The organism is Bradyrhizobium sp. Pha-3, assembly GCF_042258615.1.
Classification (GTDB): domain Bacteria; phylum Pseudomonadota; class Alphaproteobacteria; order Rhizobiales; family Xanthobacteraceae; genus Bradyrhizobium.
The window spans coordinates 5,782,898-5,796,143 of record NZ_CP170152.1 but is presented as its reverse complement, the minus strand read 5'-3'; the positions used below and the strand labels follow the sequence as shown (position 1 = coordinate 5,796,143).

At 65.7% G+C, this 13,246-nt stretch carries 10 protein-coding genes and 2 pseudogenes; 6 read left to right on the top strand and 6 right to left on the bottom strand.

Features of this window, described 5'->3' with window-relative positions; genetic code table 11:
- Positions 1–72: 72 nt before the first annotated feature.
- Together ACE10Z_RS27645 and ACE10Z_RS27640 are read left to right on the top strand one after the other, a co-directional pair.
- The gene (locus ACE10Z_RS27645; RefSeq protein WP_375783581.1) at positions 73–1,044 is read left to right on the top strand and encodes an IclR family transcriptional regulator; all 972 of its coding nucleotides are present in this window, start codon (positions 73–75) and stop codon (positions 1,042–1,044) included.
- The gene (locus ACE10Z_RS27640; RefSeq protein ID WP_375783580.1) at positions 974–2,533 is read left to right on the top strand and encodes an acyl-CoA carboxylase subunit beta; all 1,560 of its coding nucleotides are present in this window, start codon (positions 974–976) and stop codon (positions 2,531–2,533) included. The genes ACE10Z_RS27645 and ACE10Z_RS27640 overlap by 71 nt, the downstream gene beginning before the upstream one ends.
- A gap of 129 nt (positions 2,534–2,662) precedes the next feature.
- Here ACE10Z_RS27640 and ACE10Z_RS27635 read toward each other — a convergent pair.
- Positions 2,663–3,086, bottom strand: a pseudogene (locus ACE10Z_RS27635) (DUF3734 domain-containing protein); the annotation flags it as partial.
- Between ACE10Z_RS27635 and ACE10Z_RS27630 the strand changes: the two are divergent.
- A pseudogene (locus ACE10Z_RS27630) lies at positions 3,003–3,451 on the top strand (acetoacetate decarboxylase family protein). The pseudogenes ACE10Z_RS27635 and ACE10Z_RS27630 overlap by 84 nt on opposite strands.
- 23 nt (positions 3,452–3,474) lie before the next feature.
- Here the strand turns inward: ACE10Z_RS27630 and ACE10Z_RS27625 are convergent.
- From ACE10Z_RS27625 to ACE10Z_RS27615, 3 genes are all read right to left on the bottom strand, one after another.
- Complete coding sequence (locus tag ACE10Z_RS27625) at positions 3,475–4,779, bottom strand: MFS transporter (protein WP_375783579.1); 1,305 nt, start codon at positions 4,777–4,779, stop codon at positions 3,475–3,477.
- A 122-nt stretch (positions 4,780–4,901) separates the two neighbouring features.
- Positions 4,902–6,098 carry an acetyl-CoA C-acyltransferase gene (locus ACE10Z_RS27620; RefSeq protein ID WP_375783578.1) on the bottom strand — a complete coding sequence of 399 codons (1,197 nt, stop codon included), beginning with the start codon at positions 6,096–6,098 and terminating at the stop codon, positions 4,902–4,904.
- A gap of 584 nt (positions 6,099–6,682) precedes the next feature.
- Positions 6,683–6,850: a hypothetical protein gene (locus ACE10Z_RS27615; protein WP_375783577.1), complete on the bottom strand. Its 168-nt coding sequence runs from the start codon at positions 6,848–6,850 to the stop codon at positions 6,683–6,685.
- A 261-nt stretch (positions 6,851–7,111) separates the two neighbouring features.
- Between ACE10Z_RS27615 and ACE10Z_RS27610 the strand changes: the two genes are divergently transcribed.
- On the top strand, positions 7,112–8,374 hold the full coding sequence (locus ACE10Z_RS27610; RefSeq protein ID WP_375783576.1) for an MFS transporter: 1,263 nt from the start codon (positions 7,112–7,114) through the stop codon (positions 8,372–8,374).
- A gap of 103 nt (positions 8,375–8,477) precedes the next feature.
- On the opposite strand, the gene ACE10Z_RS27605 is transcribed toward ACE10Z_RS27610, so the two are convergent.
- Both ACE10Z_RS27605 and ACE10Z_RS27600 read right to left on the bottom strand, forming a co-directional pair.
- Entirely contained in the window at positions 8,478–10,757 is a 2,280-nt protein-coding gene (locus ACE10Z_RS27605; protein ID WP_375783575.1) for an FdhF/YdeP family oxidoreductase, read from the bottom strand.
- Between the two features lie 290 nt (positions 10,758–11,047).
- Positions 11,048–11,818: an enoyl-CoA hydratase gene (locus ACE10Z_RS27600; protein ID WP_375783574.1), complete on the bottom strand. Its 771-nt coding sequence runs from the start codon at positions 11,816–11,818 to the stop codon at positions 11,048–11,050.
- Positions 11,819–11,950: 132 nt separating this feature from the next.
- Here ACE10Z_RS27600 and ACE10Z_RS27595 point away from each other — a divergent pair, with 132 nt between their 5' ends.
- Both ACE10Z_RS27595 and ACE10Z_RS27590 read left to right on the top strand, forming a co-directional pair.
- Positions 11,951–12,490: a PaaI family thioesterase gene (locus ACE10Z_RS27595; protein ID WP_375783573.1), complete on the top strand. Its 540-nt coding sequence runs from the start codon at positions 11,951–11,953 to the stop codon at positions 12,488–12,490.
- 60 nt (positions 12,491–12,550) lie between these two features.
- Positions 12,551–13,159 carry a TetR/AcrR family transcriptional regulator gene (locus ACE10Z_RS27590; RefSeq protein ID WP_375783572.1) on the top strand — a complete coding sequence of 203 codons (609 nt, stop codon included), beginning with the start codon at positions 12,551–12,553 and terminating at the stop codon, positions 13,157–13,159.
- Positions 13,160–13,246: the final 87 nt, after the last annotated feature.

Here is a 13,246-nt window from a genome sequence, read left to right as displayed (position 1 = left end):
CGGCAGATTGCCTGAGGTAGCTTCATCTGCAAGTGGAATTTTATTCCGCAAGACGGAATGGAGCCAAAACAAATGGGACGGCGCTCGGAACGGCTTAGCCGGCAGGGAATGCTCGCCAGCGAGACTGGCGATGGCGATGTCATCCAGGTGGTGTCGCGCGCGTTTGATGTGTTGCGGTGCTTCGAAGGACACGAAGCCCGGCTCGGCAATCTCGAAATCTCGAACCGCTGCGGCCTGCCGCGTTCGACGGTGTCGCGCTTGACGCACACGCTGACGCGAATGGGGCAGCTGGTCTATCTGCCGCGCGATCAGAAATATCGCATCGGCCCGAGCGCGGTCGCGATGAGTACCTCGATGATGAAGGGGCTGCAGCTGCGCAACCTGATCCGGCTGCGTTTGCAGGATGTCGCGGACCAGTTGCCTGGCACCGTGGGCTTCGTGATCCCCGACCGCTTTCATCTGGTCTATCTGGAGTTCGCCCGCGCGGCGAACGCGCTCGGCCTGCATGAGGCCACCGGCAGCCGCATCTCGATGGCGACCACCGCAGCCGGTCACGCCTATACGGCGGCGCTCGATCCCGCGATCGGTGATGCGCTGATAGCAGAGATGGAAGGCGAGTTGCCTGACGGCGCCAAGATGCTGACGCCGCGCATCGCGGCCAACCGCCGTCATTTGCAGGAGCACGGTTATGTCGTCGCCTGCGGCCTGTGGAGCCCGCACATCAACGGCGTCGCGGTGCCGCTGTGGTCACCGCAATACCAGACCTATGTGGTCACCACGATCGGCCTGCTCTCGGCGATGTATGACGAGCAGCGGCTGCATCGCGAGGTCGCGCCGCTGATGGTCGACCTCGCCGCCGCGGTCGGCAGCCTGCTCGAAGGCGCCGACGGCGACATCTTCAGCAATCGGATCGAACGCAAGTCGCTTCCGGTGGCCACCCATAACAACAAAATCATCAAGACGGAGGCAATGAATGAACTGGAAGCCGGAACTCGACGACCTCGCCCGGCGCGAAGCGTTCGCGCGGGAGATGGGAGGCGTTGACAAGGTCAAGCGGCAACGCGACCAGGGCCGGCTCACGGTTCGTGAGCGTATCGACAAGCTCGTCGACGAGAGCAGCTTCCACGAGGTCGGTGCCATCTCCGGCATCGCCGAATACGACGAGAGCAACGAACTCAAGCATCTGACGCCGGCGAACTGCGTGTTCGGCCGCGCCAAGGTCGACGGCCGCACCGTGGTCGTGGTCGGCGACGATTTCACCGTGCGCGGCGGCTCGGCCGATGCATCGATTTCCGCCAAGCCGTTGATGGCGGAGGAGATGGCGCACGACTTCCGCCTGCCGATCGTTCGCGTGATCGAGGGCTCCGGCGGCGGCGGCTCGGTGAAGACGATCGAGACCAGGGGCGCGGCCAATCTGCCCGGCGGCGTCGGCGGCACGCGCTGGTACTGGTACACGACCGCCAATCTGGCGCGCGTCCCGGTGGTCGGTCTCGGGCTCGGCTCGGTCGCAGGCCTCGGCGCGGCGCGGCTCGCGGCCACGCATTACTCGGTCATGACCAAGAGCTCCGCGATGTTCGTGGCCGGCCCGCCGGTGGTGAAGCGGCTGGGTCAGGATCTGACCAAGCAGGAGCTCGGCGGCGCCGACATCCAGACCCGCGCCGGCGCGATCGACCAGGCGGTCGAGACGGAGGAGGAGGCGTTCGATTACGCACGGCGCTTCCTGTCCTACCTGCCGGCGTCGGTCTACGATCTGCCGCCGACCATTCCCTGCACCGACGATCCGGAACGCGCCGAGGAATCGCTGCTGAAGGCCGTGCCGCGCAACCGCAAGCAGGTCTACAAGATGCGGCCGATCATCGATGCGGTCGTCGACAAGGGCTCGTTCTTCGAGGTCGCCAGCAATTTCGGCCGGCCTGTGATCACCGGTTTGGCGCGGATCGAGGGCAGGGCGGTGCTGCTGCTCGCCAGCGATCCCTTCCACTACGGCGGCTCGTGGACCGCGGACGCCTGCCAGAAGGTGATCCGCTGGGTCGACTTCGCCGAGACCTTCCATCTACCGGTGGTCTATCTGATGGACTGTCCGGGCTTCATGATCGGGCTCGAGGCGGAGAAGTCGGCGACCATCCGTCACGGCGTGCGGGCGATGGCCGCGGTCAACCAGAGCACGGTGCCCTGGTGCACCATCATCATCCGCAACGCCTTCGGGGTTGCCGGCGTGGTGCATCAGCCGGCCAACCGGTTCTCGATGCGCTATGCCTGGCCGTCGGCCTATTGGGGCTCGCTGCCGCTCGAGGGCGGCATCGAGGCGGCCTATCGCGCGGAGATCGATGCCGCCGCCGATCCCGCTGCCAAGCTGCGCGAGATCGAGGATCGCCTCAACAAGCTGCGCTCGCCGTTCCGCTCGGCCGAGAAGTTCTGGGTCGAGGAGGTGATCGATCCGCGCAAGACCCGCTCGCTGCTCTGCGAGTTCGCGCGTCTCGCCGAGCCGATCCGCAAGGCTGGGCCGCCGAGCAACATGTCGACGCGGCCGTAAGGCCGCCGCCGCGAACCCACCGTGTCATGCGCGGGCTTGACCCGCGCATCCATCGTCCGCAACGGCGGACGAATGAGTCATGCGAAGCGGGATGGATTGCCGGGTCAAGCCTGGCAATGACGAGTTCATCTACTCCGCTTCGCGATGCACGTCGTGGATCACGATGCCCATGCCGTTCTCGGGCATCTTGATCCATTCGCGCCGGTTCAGCGAGCGCTTGGTGTCTTCGTGTCCGCTCGCCCAGTGCTCGCGCATCGAGGTGCCGGAGAATTCGTGGTCCTTGGCGTCGCCCAGTGCGCGACGAATACATGATGTCCTTGTGGCGAGCCATCACGTCCTGGATGTGGCGCGGCACCGCGCCGCTCGCCATGATGTGCTCGGGGATGATCTCGTCATGGGCATTTTCGAAATAGATGAAGTTGCCGGACAGCACGTTCACCGCGCCGACCGGAAAGCGCATCTTCTTGGAATTGATGCGGTCGAAATCGACCAGCTCGAGCAGCGATTCACGCAGCGGCGTCGTGTCGTAACAGCTGGTGGCGGTGCGCGCGCCGGCCTGCCTGAACCGCTGGAGCCGATCAAGATGCCCGACAGCTCCGGCTTCGGCAGCTACACCGAGTCCGGCCTCGTGATCCCCGCGCGGCTGCATGGCGAAGAGGTCAACTTCGTCTGTCAGATGTATCTCGACGACGATCCGCCGATCGCGGCCGGCTCGTCGTCAAGGGATCGTGGATCGGACCGGGCCGCCTGCATCTCGTGCCGCACGTCAACGCACCGGTCGCGGATTTCCCGCTCAAGCGCGTGATCGGCGCACATCACTATATCGCCGACCTGACGCTGCCGTTCGGCCGCATCGTGCACGACTACAACAAGGAAGTCACAGACGCGGCGACACCGACCGGTCTCGCCGCGGAGTAGCACCCAGCGACGTCCGTGCCCCATCAGGCCGCGACCGGTTTCGCCTCCGGCGCGACCTTGGGCTGCGGCCGCGAGATCGCCAGCACACTCAGCGCGGCGATCACGCAGAGCGCGCCGGCGATGAAGAATGCCGGCAGATAGCTCGCGTAGACCGTGCGCGACAGCCCGGCGCCGAACGCGGCGGCACCGGCGCCGAGCTGGTGGCCGGCGAATATCCAGCCGAACACCAGATTGGCGCGCTCGGCGCCGAAGCGCTGCGCGGTCAGGCGCACCGTCGGCGGCACGGTCGCGATCCAGTCGAGCCCGTAGAACATCGCAAACAGCGACAGCCCGTAGAACGTGAAGTCGGAGTACGGCAGATAGAGCAGCGACAGCCCGCGCAGGCCGTAATACCAGAACAGCAGCCGGCGATTGTCGAAGCGGTCCGACAGCCAGCCCGAGATGATGGTGCCGAAGAAATCGAAGATGCCCATCGCGGCGAGCAGGCTCGCGGCCTGCACCTGCGGGATGCCGTAGTCGAGGCACATCGGGATCAGGTGGACCTGGACGAGCCCGTTGGTCGAGGCGCCGCACACGAAGAAGGTCGCGAACAGGATCCAGAACACCGACGACTTCGAGGAGTCGCGCAGCGTGCCGAGCGCGGCCGCCATGATCGGCGCGTTGGCCGGGGGCGGCGCGGGGAGCGGCGCGGTGCCCTCGTCGCCGAACGGACGCAGGCCGACGTCGCTCGGCCGGTCGCGCATCACCATCAGCACGGCAAAGGCGGCGACGCCGAGCATGACGCAGACGAGGCCGAGCGCGACACGCCAGCCGTAATGCTCGGTGATGGTCGCAAGCAGCGGCAGGAAGGCGAGCTGCCCGGTGGCCACGCTCGCAGTGAGCATGCCGATCACGAGGCCGCGTCGCGCGACGAACCAGCGCGTCGCGATCGTCGCGCCGAGCACCAGCGCGGTCATGCCGGTGCCGATCCCGATCACGACGCCCCACAACAGGACGAGCTGCCAGACCTGCGTCATGGCGAGCGAAGCCAACAGTCCCGACACCACGATCAATTGCGCCGCCAGCGTCACGTTGCGCAGGCCGTAGCGGTTCATCAGCGCCGCGGCGAACGGCGCCATCAGCCCGAACAGGATGAAGCGGATCGACAGCGCGGAGGAGATCTCGGCGGTGGACCAGCCGAACTCCTTCTGCAGCGGCACGATGAAGACGCCGGGGGCGCCGACGGTGCCGGCCGAGATCAGCGCGGCAAGGAAGGTCACGGCGACCATCACCCAGCCGTAATGGATGTTGCGGCGGGCGAGGGCGGAAGCAAGCCAGTTCGAGATCATTGGGGCCCGGATGAAATGCGATGAGGATTCTATTTCGTGATGCACAATATGCCACGAGGGAGCTATGGCTAAAATGCCAAAGTTCCCTCGTTTTCGGACTCGGACGTGGAGCCGTCTTAAAACTAGTGCGTGACCCGCTCGACGGCGATCGCGGTGGCTTCGCCGCCGCCGATGCACAAGGCGGCGACGCCGCGCTTCAGGTTCTGCGCCTCCAGCGCGTGCAGCAAGGTCACGATCAGACGCGCGCCGGTGGCGCCGATCGGATGGCCGAGCGCACAGGCGCCGCCATTGATGTTCAGCCTGTCACGGGGAATTCCGAGATCGCGCTGCGCCGCCATCGCGACCACCGCGAACGCCTCGTTGATCTCGAACAGGTCGACATCGCCGACGCTCCAGCCGACCTTGTCGAGCAGTTTTCTGATCGCCGGGATCGGCGCGGTGGTGAACCACTGCGGCTCCTGGCTGTGGGTGGCATGGCCCTTGATCTCGGCCAGCACCGGCAGGCCGTCGCGGTCGGCGAGCGAGCGCCGGCTGAGGATCAGCGCCGCGGCGCCGTCGGCATTGGCCGAGGAGGCGGCCGGCGTGATGGTGCCGTTGGCGCGGAATGCCGGCTTCAGGCCGGGGATCTTTGCCGGATCGACCTTCAGCGGGTGCTCATCATTGGCGATGATACGCGGACCGGCCTTCTCGGTGAGCGTGATCGGCGCGATCTCGGCCTTGAAGGCGCCGCCCTCGACCGCCTTGCGGGCCCGGCTCAGCGTCTCCATCGCATAGGTGTCCTGGTCGGCGCGGGTGAACTGATAGGCCTCCGCGGTGGCCTCGCCGAAATCGCCCATCGAGCGGCCGGTCTCATAGGCGTCCTCGAGCCCGTCCATCATCATGTGGTCGATGATGCGGTCGTGGCCGGCGCGATAGCCGCCGCGCGCCTTCTGCAGCAGATAGGGTGCGTTGCTCATGCTCTCCATGCCGCCGGACAGCACGATCTCGGCCGAGCCGGCCTTGATGATGTCGTGGGCCAGCATGGTCGCCTTCATGCCGGAGCCGCACACCTTGTTGACGGTGGTGGCGCCGGTGGCATCCGGCAGCCCCGCGCCGCGCGCAGCCTGGCGGGCGGGGGCCTGGCCCTGGCCGGCGGGCAGCACGTTGCCCATGAACACCTCGTCGATGCGCTCGGGTGCGAGCTTGGCGCGCTCCAGCGCCGCGCCGATCACATGCGAGCCGAGCTTATGCGCCGCGAGCGGCGTGAGCTCGCCCATGAAGCGACCGAGCGGGGTGCGGGCAGCGGAGAGGATGACGACGGGATCGGTGCTGGTTGCCATGGCAGGATTCCCTTCAATGCCGGGGATTTGATTGGATTATTATCATCATATGATGCGATGCGAAAAATGCAACTCCGCCGGTCATGACAAAATGTCGTGTTCGCATGAGAGGCCGGTACGGTTCCGCAATCACCACCACCGTCGTCCTGGCGAAAGCCAGGACCCATTACCCCAAATGCGAATTGTCGCGCGACGCTGGGACGACGATCCTTCCGACAACCAAAGCCGGTGGTTATGAGTCCTGGCTTTCGCGAGGACGACGATGAGGATGGTTCTCGATTCAAGTTGTCTAACACGCGGTGTCATCACCCCGCGCATGCGGGTGATCGAGTATTCCAGCGACGCCTGTGCTTGAACGGAGGGGCCGCGGCGTACTGGATCGCCCGGTCGAGCCGGACGATGACAGTTGTGGCGGGGACGCAGCTTCGCATTCTCGCGACATCATTTGCCCGAAGTTTCATATACCGAGTTGATTTTCTGATAAAGCGAAATATTTTTGCAAAAGGGGCTTGCGCTGTCGGGCAACTCAGTGATTGAGAATTTCTCCGTGGAGGCGGCGCGTCCCGGATGGCCTGCGACGTGACCTATTCCGACCGCCAGGCGCCGAGCAAAAACCGCCGCTTCGGCGTAGAGCCTGCCTGCTTCTGCACGTCGGGCAGGTCGACGGCGTAGCGCTTCATCAGCAGCTTGATGGCGATCCCTATGATCACAAAGGGCGTCACATAGATCGCGAAAACTTCGAAGGCTTTCATGGCGTCCTCCGCGATTTCGGCGCAGGCATGTTAGCACATTCATCCTGCGGGGCGGAGGGGGGCGATCCGGGCGGCCGCGGGCGCTTGGCAGTGCAACGCGGTTGCCGCCGATGCCCACGCGCATGGCTGCATGCGGCGGCTTCGATTGACACCGACATTGTCAGCGCTACGCTTCCGTAGCAGGGAGTTTTCGCAAGAGAATCAAGACCCAGAAGAACCAAGAAAAAGGGCAGGACACGCCGTGACACGCGTCATCGCGTCTTGAGCGGGACCACGCGGACCTCCGCGCTCGCGCCGTTTCGCATCCGCAGCTATCGCTTTCAATGGCCGTCCGATCTGCTCACCTCCTGGGCGTTCGAGGTCGAGACGCTGGTGCTCGGCTGGTACATCATGGTCGAGACCGGCTCGGTGCTGCTGCTGACCGTGCTCGCTTCCCTGCAATATGTCGGCACGCTGGTCGCGCCCGTCGTCGGCATGATCGGTGACCGCATGGGGCATCGCGATCTGCTCGCCGTGATGCGCTTTGCCTATACCGCACTCGCCGGCACCATCATGATTCTGGCGCTGACCGGCCATCTGGCGCCGCTGAAGGTCATGGTCATCGTCGCGCTGATGGGCGTGATCCGTCCGTCGGATCTCGGCGTGCGCGGCGCGCTGCTCGCCGACATCATGCCGCCGGCGCAGCTGGTCGGCGCCATCAGCCTGGCGCGCACGACGCAGGATTCGGCGCGCATCGCCGGCGCACTGACCGGAGCCGGATTGTTCGCGGCGCTCGGCATCGGCTATGTCTATGTCGGGATCGCGAGCTTCTATTTCGTTGCCGCGATCCTGATGCTCTGCATGGGCCGTCCGGCCAAAGCGCACGGCGTGGCTGACGAGGCGGCCGGCGACGCGCCGGGCTCAAAGCTGCTGCGCGACCTCAAGGAGGGCATCGTCTATGCCTGGAGCGGCCCGGGCATGCGCGCCGCGCTCTGCGTCGCGTTCCTCGCCAACCTCACCGCGTTTCCGCTCACCAACGGCCTGCTGCCTTTCGTCGCGCGCGACATCTTCCATACCGACCAGACCGGCCTCGGCTATCTCTCGGCGAGTTTTGCATTCGGCTCGCTGATCGGCTCGATCACGCTCAGCATGGCCGGCGGCGTCCGCATCGCACGGCTTTTGATCGGCGCGACGCTCGCCTGGTATGCGATGCTGCTGGTGTTCGTCGAGCTCAGGACCATGCCGGTGGCGATGGCCTGCCTGGTGCTGGCCGGGATCGCGCAGAGCATGTCGATGATCTCGGCCGCCGTGATGCTGATGCGCAACGCCAGCGCGCATCTGCGTGGCCGCGTGATGGGCGTGCGCATGATGGTGATCTACGGCCTGCCGCTCGGCCTGCTCGCGGCCGGCAGCCTGATCGACCTGATCGGCTACACCGCGACCGGCACGCTGCTCGCCGCCGCCGGCTTCATCGCGATGCTGGCGATCGCGCTGCACTGGCGCGCCGATCTCTGGCCGGTGCACGCGCCGGCGAACGCTAGGTGAGCAGTGCGCGTAGCCCGGATGGAGCGAAGCGCAATCCGGGAAGTCCTATCCGCGGATAGCGCGCCCCGGATTTCGCTTCGCTCAATCCGGGCTACGAAGGTCGCTACGCCACCTCAGCCGCCCGCCGAATATGTACCGGGATCGACTTGTACGACGGCGTGCCGCTCTCCTTGTCCTGATAGTCGAGCGGCACGAGGCCGTTGGCTTCCGGATAGTAGGCGGCGACCGAGCCGCGCGCGATGTCGTAGACGATCGCGGTCAGCGTCAGGCGGCGCGGCGCGCCCGAGGGCAGCGCGGTCTCGATCTCGACGAGATCGCCATGGGCGAGGCCGCGCGCGGTGAGGTCCGCCTCGTTGGCGAACAGCACGTCGCGCCGCCCGAACACGCCGCGATAGCGGTCGTTCAATCCGTAGATCGTGGTGTTGTACTGGTCGTGGCTGCGGATCGTCGCGAGCTTGAGGATGGTCTCGTCCGACAGCACCGGGTCCTCTTCGAGGCCGGCGAAAATCAGGAATTCGGCCTTGCCCGATGGCGTGGTCCATTTGCGCTCGGTCGGCGGCAGTGGCAGGCGGAAGCCGCCGGGAATCCGGATCCGCGCGTTGTAATCCCTAAAATCGGGGAAGACGCCTTCGATGGCATCGCGGATGCGGTCGTAATCGGCAATCAGATCGGTCCACGGCACCTTGCTCGCCGGCAGGGTCGCCATCGCCATGCCGGCAATGATCGCCGATTCCGAAAGCAGATTTTCGGAGGCCGGGGTCAGCTTGCCGCGCGAGGCGTGCACCATCGACATCGAATCCTCGACGGTGACGACCTGCGGGCCCGAGGCCTGGATGTCGCGCTCGGTGCGCCCCAGCACCGGCAGAATGATCGACTGCTTGCCGACCAGGAGATGCGAGCGGTTGAGCTTGGTGCCGAGATGAACCGCAAGCTCGAGCTTGCGCATGCCGGCCGCGCAACGCTCGGGATCGGGCAGCGCGATGGCAAAATTGCCGCCGAGACAGATCAGGACCTTGGACCTTCCATCGTCGATCGCCTCCATCGCGGCGACCGCGTCATGGCCGTGATGGCGCGGCGGCTTGAAGCCGAAGGTGCGCTCGATGCCCTCGAACATCGGGATGTTGGGCTTCTCGGTGATGCCGACGGTGCGGTTGCCCTGCACGTTGGAGTGGCCGCGCAGCGGGCAGATGCCGGCGCCCGGCTTGCCGTAATTGCCCTTCAAGAGCAGCAGGTTTGCGATCTGCTGGACATTGTCGGTGCCGCGGCTGTGCTGGGTGATGCCCATGCCGTAGGTGACGATGGTGGCATTGGATTTTGCATAGGCAGTAGCGACCTCGCCGAGCTGGGCGCGCGTAAAACCGGAAACCGTCTCGATCGCCTCCCACGGCGTGGCGCGCAGATCGGCGGCGAACGCCGCAAAGCCGTTGGTGTGCTCGGCGATGAAGGCATGATCGAGCACGTCGTGCGTCGCGTCATCCTTCTCGATCAGTGCCTTCATGACGCCTTTCAGCACCGCGGCGTCGGCGCCGACCTTGGGCTGGTAATAGGTCGAGGCGATCCGCGTCGAGCCAAGGGTCGCCATCTCGATCGGGTCCTGCGGATCGGCAAAGCGCTCCAGCGCGCGTTCGCGCAGCGGATTGAACACGATGATCGGCGCGCCGCGACGCGAGACCTCCCACAACGTGCCCATCATCCGCGGATGGTTGGTGCCGGGGTTGTGGCCCATCGCGATGATCAGCTCGCAATGGTCGAAATCGTCCAGCGACACCGTGCCCTTGCCGATGCCGATCGATTGCGGCAGCCCGACGCTGGTTGCCTCGTGGCACATGTTCGAGCAGTCGGGGAAATTGTTGCTGCCGTATTCGCGCGCGAAGATCTGGAACAGGAACGCGGCCTCGTTCGAGGCGCGGCCGGAGGTGTAGAACTCGGCCATGTCAGGATCGGGCAGGCTGCGCAGCGTCTCGCCGATCCGCGCGAAGGCGTTGTCCCAGGTGATCGGCTGGTAGGTGTCGGACGCCTCGTCATAGGCGAGCGGCTCGGTCAGCCGGCCCTCGTTCTCCAGATGGAAGTCGCTCCAGGTCAGCAGCTCGGTGACGGTGTGGTCGGCGAAGAATTGAGGCGTGACGCGCTTGCTGGTCGCCTCCCAGGTCACGGCTTTCGCGCCATTCTCGCAGAACTGGAAGGTGGAGGTGTGCTCCTTGTCCGGCCAGGCGCAGCCCGGACAATCGAATCCGTCGGGCTTGTTGGTCCGCAGCAGCGTGATCGGCGCCTCGACCAGATCCATCTGGTCGCGCACCGCGGTCGCGGTGGCCTTGAGGGCGCCCCAGCCGCCGGCTGGAGCATTGTAGGGTCGGATACCGGGAACGTCGCGCTTTTGGACCATATGTCCTCCTGCAGCTCTTGAGTTCTGACCTCGTGCGTCTGTCCCGAAAGTGATCTTTTTTGGCCGCAAGCGCGATTGTTCGCGAGAAAGCGTGTTCCGATCGACGTTCTCGATCTGGAGCGCCCGTCTCGCGATGGAGGTTAGACTAATCCGCCCAGGTTCGTGGTCAACAGTCTGTCAGGTTGGTCTCGTAGCCCGGATGAAGCGAAGCGCAATCCGGGATGACTCGATCCGCTGACGATGCACCCCGGATTTCGCTGCGCTTCATCCGGGCTACGAGGCATCAGGCATTACCGCTTGCGATCCAGAAATCCCTGCAGCAGCCGCTGCGGCTCGCCGGTCTGGAACGACTTTCCGAACACGTCGACACTGAGGTTGACCGACTCGGTCAGCGGCAACTCTTCCCACTGCCGCAGCAAATCCTTCTGGATGCGCAGCGCCTCGGGGCCGCATTCCAGCAGCGCCTTCACGGTGTGCTCGACGGCCTCATCGAGGCCGCCGGGCTTCGCCACGGTATCGACCAGGCCCCAGGCGAGCGCCGTGGGGGCGTCGATGTTTTCCGCGGTCATCATCAGCCAGCGCGCGCGGCCCCAGCCGATCAGGCGCGGCAGCAGCGCGGCGTGGATCACTGAGGGGATGCCGACGCGCACCTCGGGCATGCCGAACATCGCATCATGCGCCGCGACCCGGACGTCGCAGGCGGCCGCGACCTCGAGCCCGCCGCCGAGGCACCAGCCGGGCAGGCGGGCGATGACAGGCGCCGGGAATTTGCGCACGGCCTCGCAGAGGTCGCGCAGGCGGCTGATGAACGCTTCCGCTGACGTCTGGTCGAGCGTCGCCATCTCCTTGATGTCGGCGCCGCCGATCATGCTCCGCTCGCTTTCGCCGGCGAGAATCACTGCACGGATGTCGCGGTCGGCGGCGAGGTGCTCAAGACCTTCGCGCACGCCGTTGGTCACGGCCGAGCCGACGATGTTCAGCTTGCCGGCGTTGCAGATCGTGAGGCGGACGACGCCTCTACTGTCGCGGTCGATGCCGCAGTGGGGATTGAGCATGTCCATGGAAAAGTCCCGACGCAGGAATTGATGGCGCCATGTCCCGGACAAAGCTCGCCGCTGTCAAGCACCGGACCGGCGGTTGCACTGCGGGGCGCGGACATATAGAATTATGTTTATCATATAAATGGAGCCGTCATGACTGCCGCCGAGACATCAGACCTGCATTCGCCCGAACTGACGCGCACGCGCGTGGTGGATTGGCAGGCGCCCGGGCCGGTCGCCAAGGCGGCGATGCCGATGTCCGGCATCGCGGCGATGCGCGCGATCCGCGACGGCTCCTTGCCACCGCCGCCGATGGCCAAGCTGATCGGCTTCCGCATGGCCGTGGTCGACGAGGGGCGGATCGTGATGGAACTCGAACCGCATGAGAGCCTGGAGAACACCATCGGCCTCTTGCACGGCGCGACCGCCGCCGCGCTGCTCGATACCGCGATGGGCTGTGCGATCTCGACCCTGCTGCCGGCCGGGCAGACCTCAGTGACGCTGGACCTCAAGCTGACCTATCTGCGCCCGCTCTCGGCGCGCTCGGGAACCATCTCGGCCGAGGGCAAGGTGATCAAGCTCGGCCGCCAGACCAGCTACACCGAGGGCTTCGTCCGCGACGGCAGGGGCAATCTTGCGGTGCACGCGACCGCGACATTTTCCATGCTCGGCGGGGAACCAAAAGCGAAATAACTGCAGCATTCCCAGCGCAAATCTGCTATTGTATGATTAGAAACATTCCATGAGAGCGGCATGCGCTATTCGAAAGAACACAAGCAGGAGACCCATGCGCGGATCGTGAAGAAGGCCGCGACGCGGCTGCGCGAGAAGGGCGCCCATGGCATCGGCGTCGCCGACCTGATGAAGGACGCCGGCCTGACCCATGGCGGCTTCTACGCGCATTTCGATTCGCGCGAGGCGCTGGTGATCGAGGCCTTCAACTACGCCATGGACCGCGCCAACGAGCGCTGGCGCAAGGTCACGGCGGAGGTGCCGCCGGAGAAGCGGCTGGCGACCATCGTCGAAGGCTATCTTTCGGTGACCCATCGCGACGATCCCGGCCAGGGCTGCGCAGTCCCGGCGCTCGGCGCCGAGATCGCCCGCGAGAGCCCGAAGACCCGCAAGGCCTTTGCGCTCAAGCTCGACCAGATGATCGACATGATGGCCGACCAGATCCAGGACGTGCCGCGCAAGACCGCGCGCAGGCAGGCGATGGCCACGCTCGCGACCATGATGGGCACCATCGTGATGTCGCGGATCGCAGGCAACGGCGAAATGTCCGACGAGATCCTGAGCGCGGGCCGCGAGGCGGTGATGGGGCGGGCAGCGGTGACGAAGAGGCCGCGTGCCAGAGCGAATTAGGGGAGTTCCTGCGACGAGGCGCCGGATCTCCCCGGTTTGGTTTTCGTCGGCAACGAAGGCATGAGGCACCCTTTGGAAGGCCTCAGC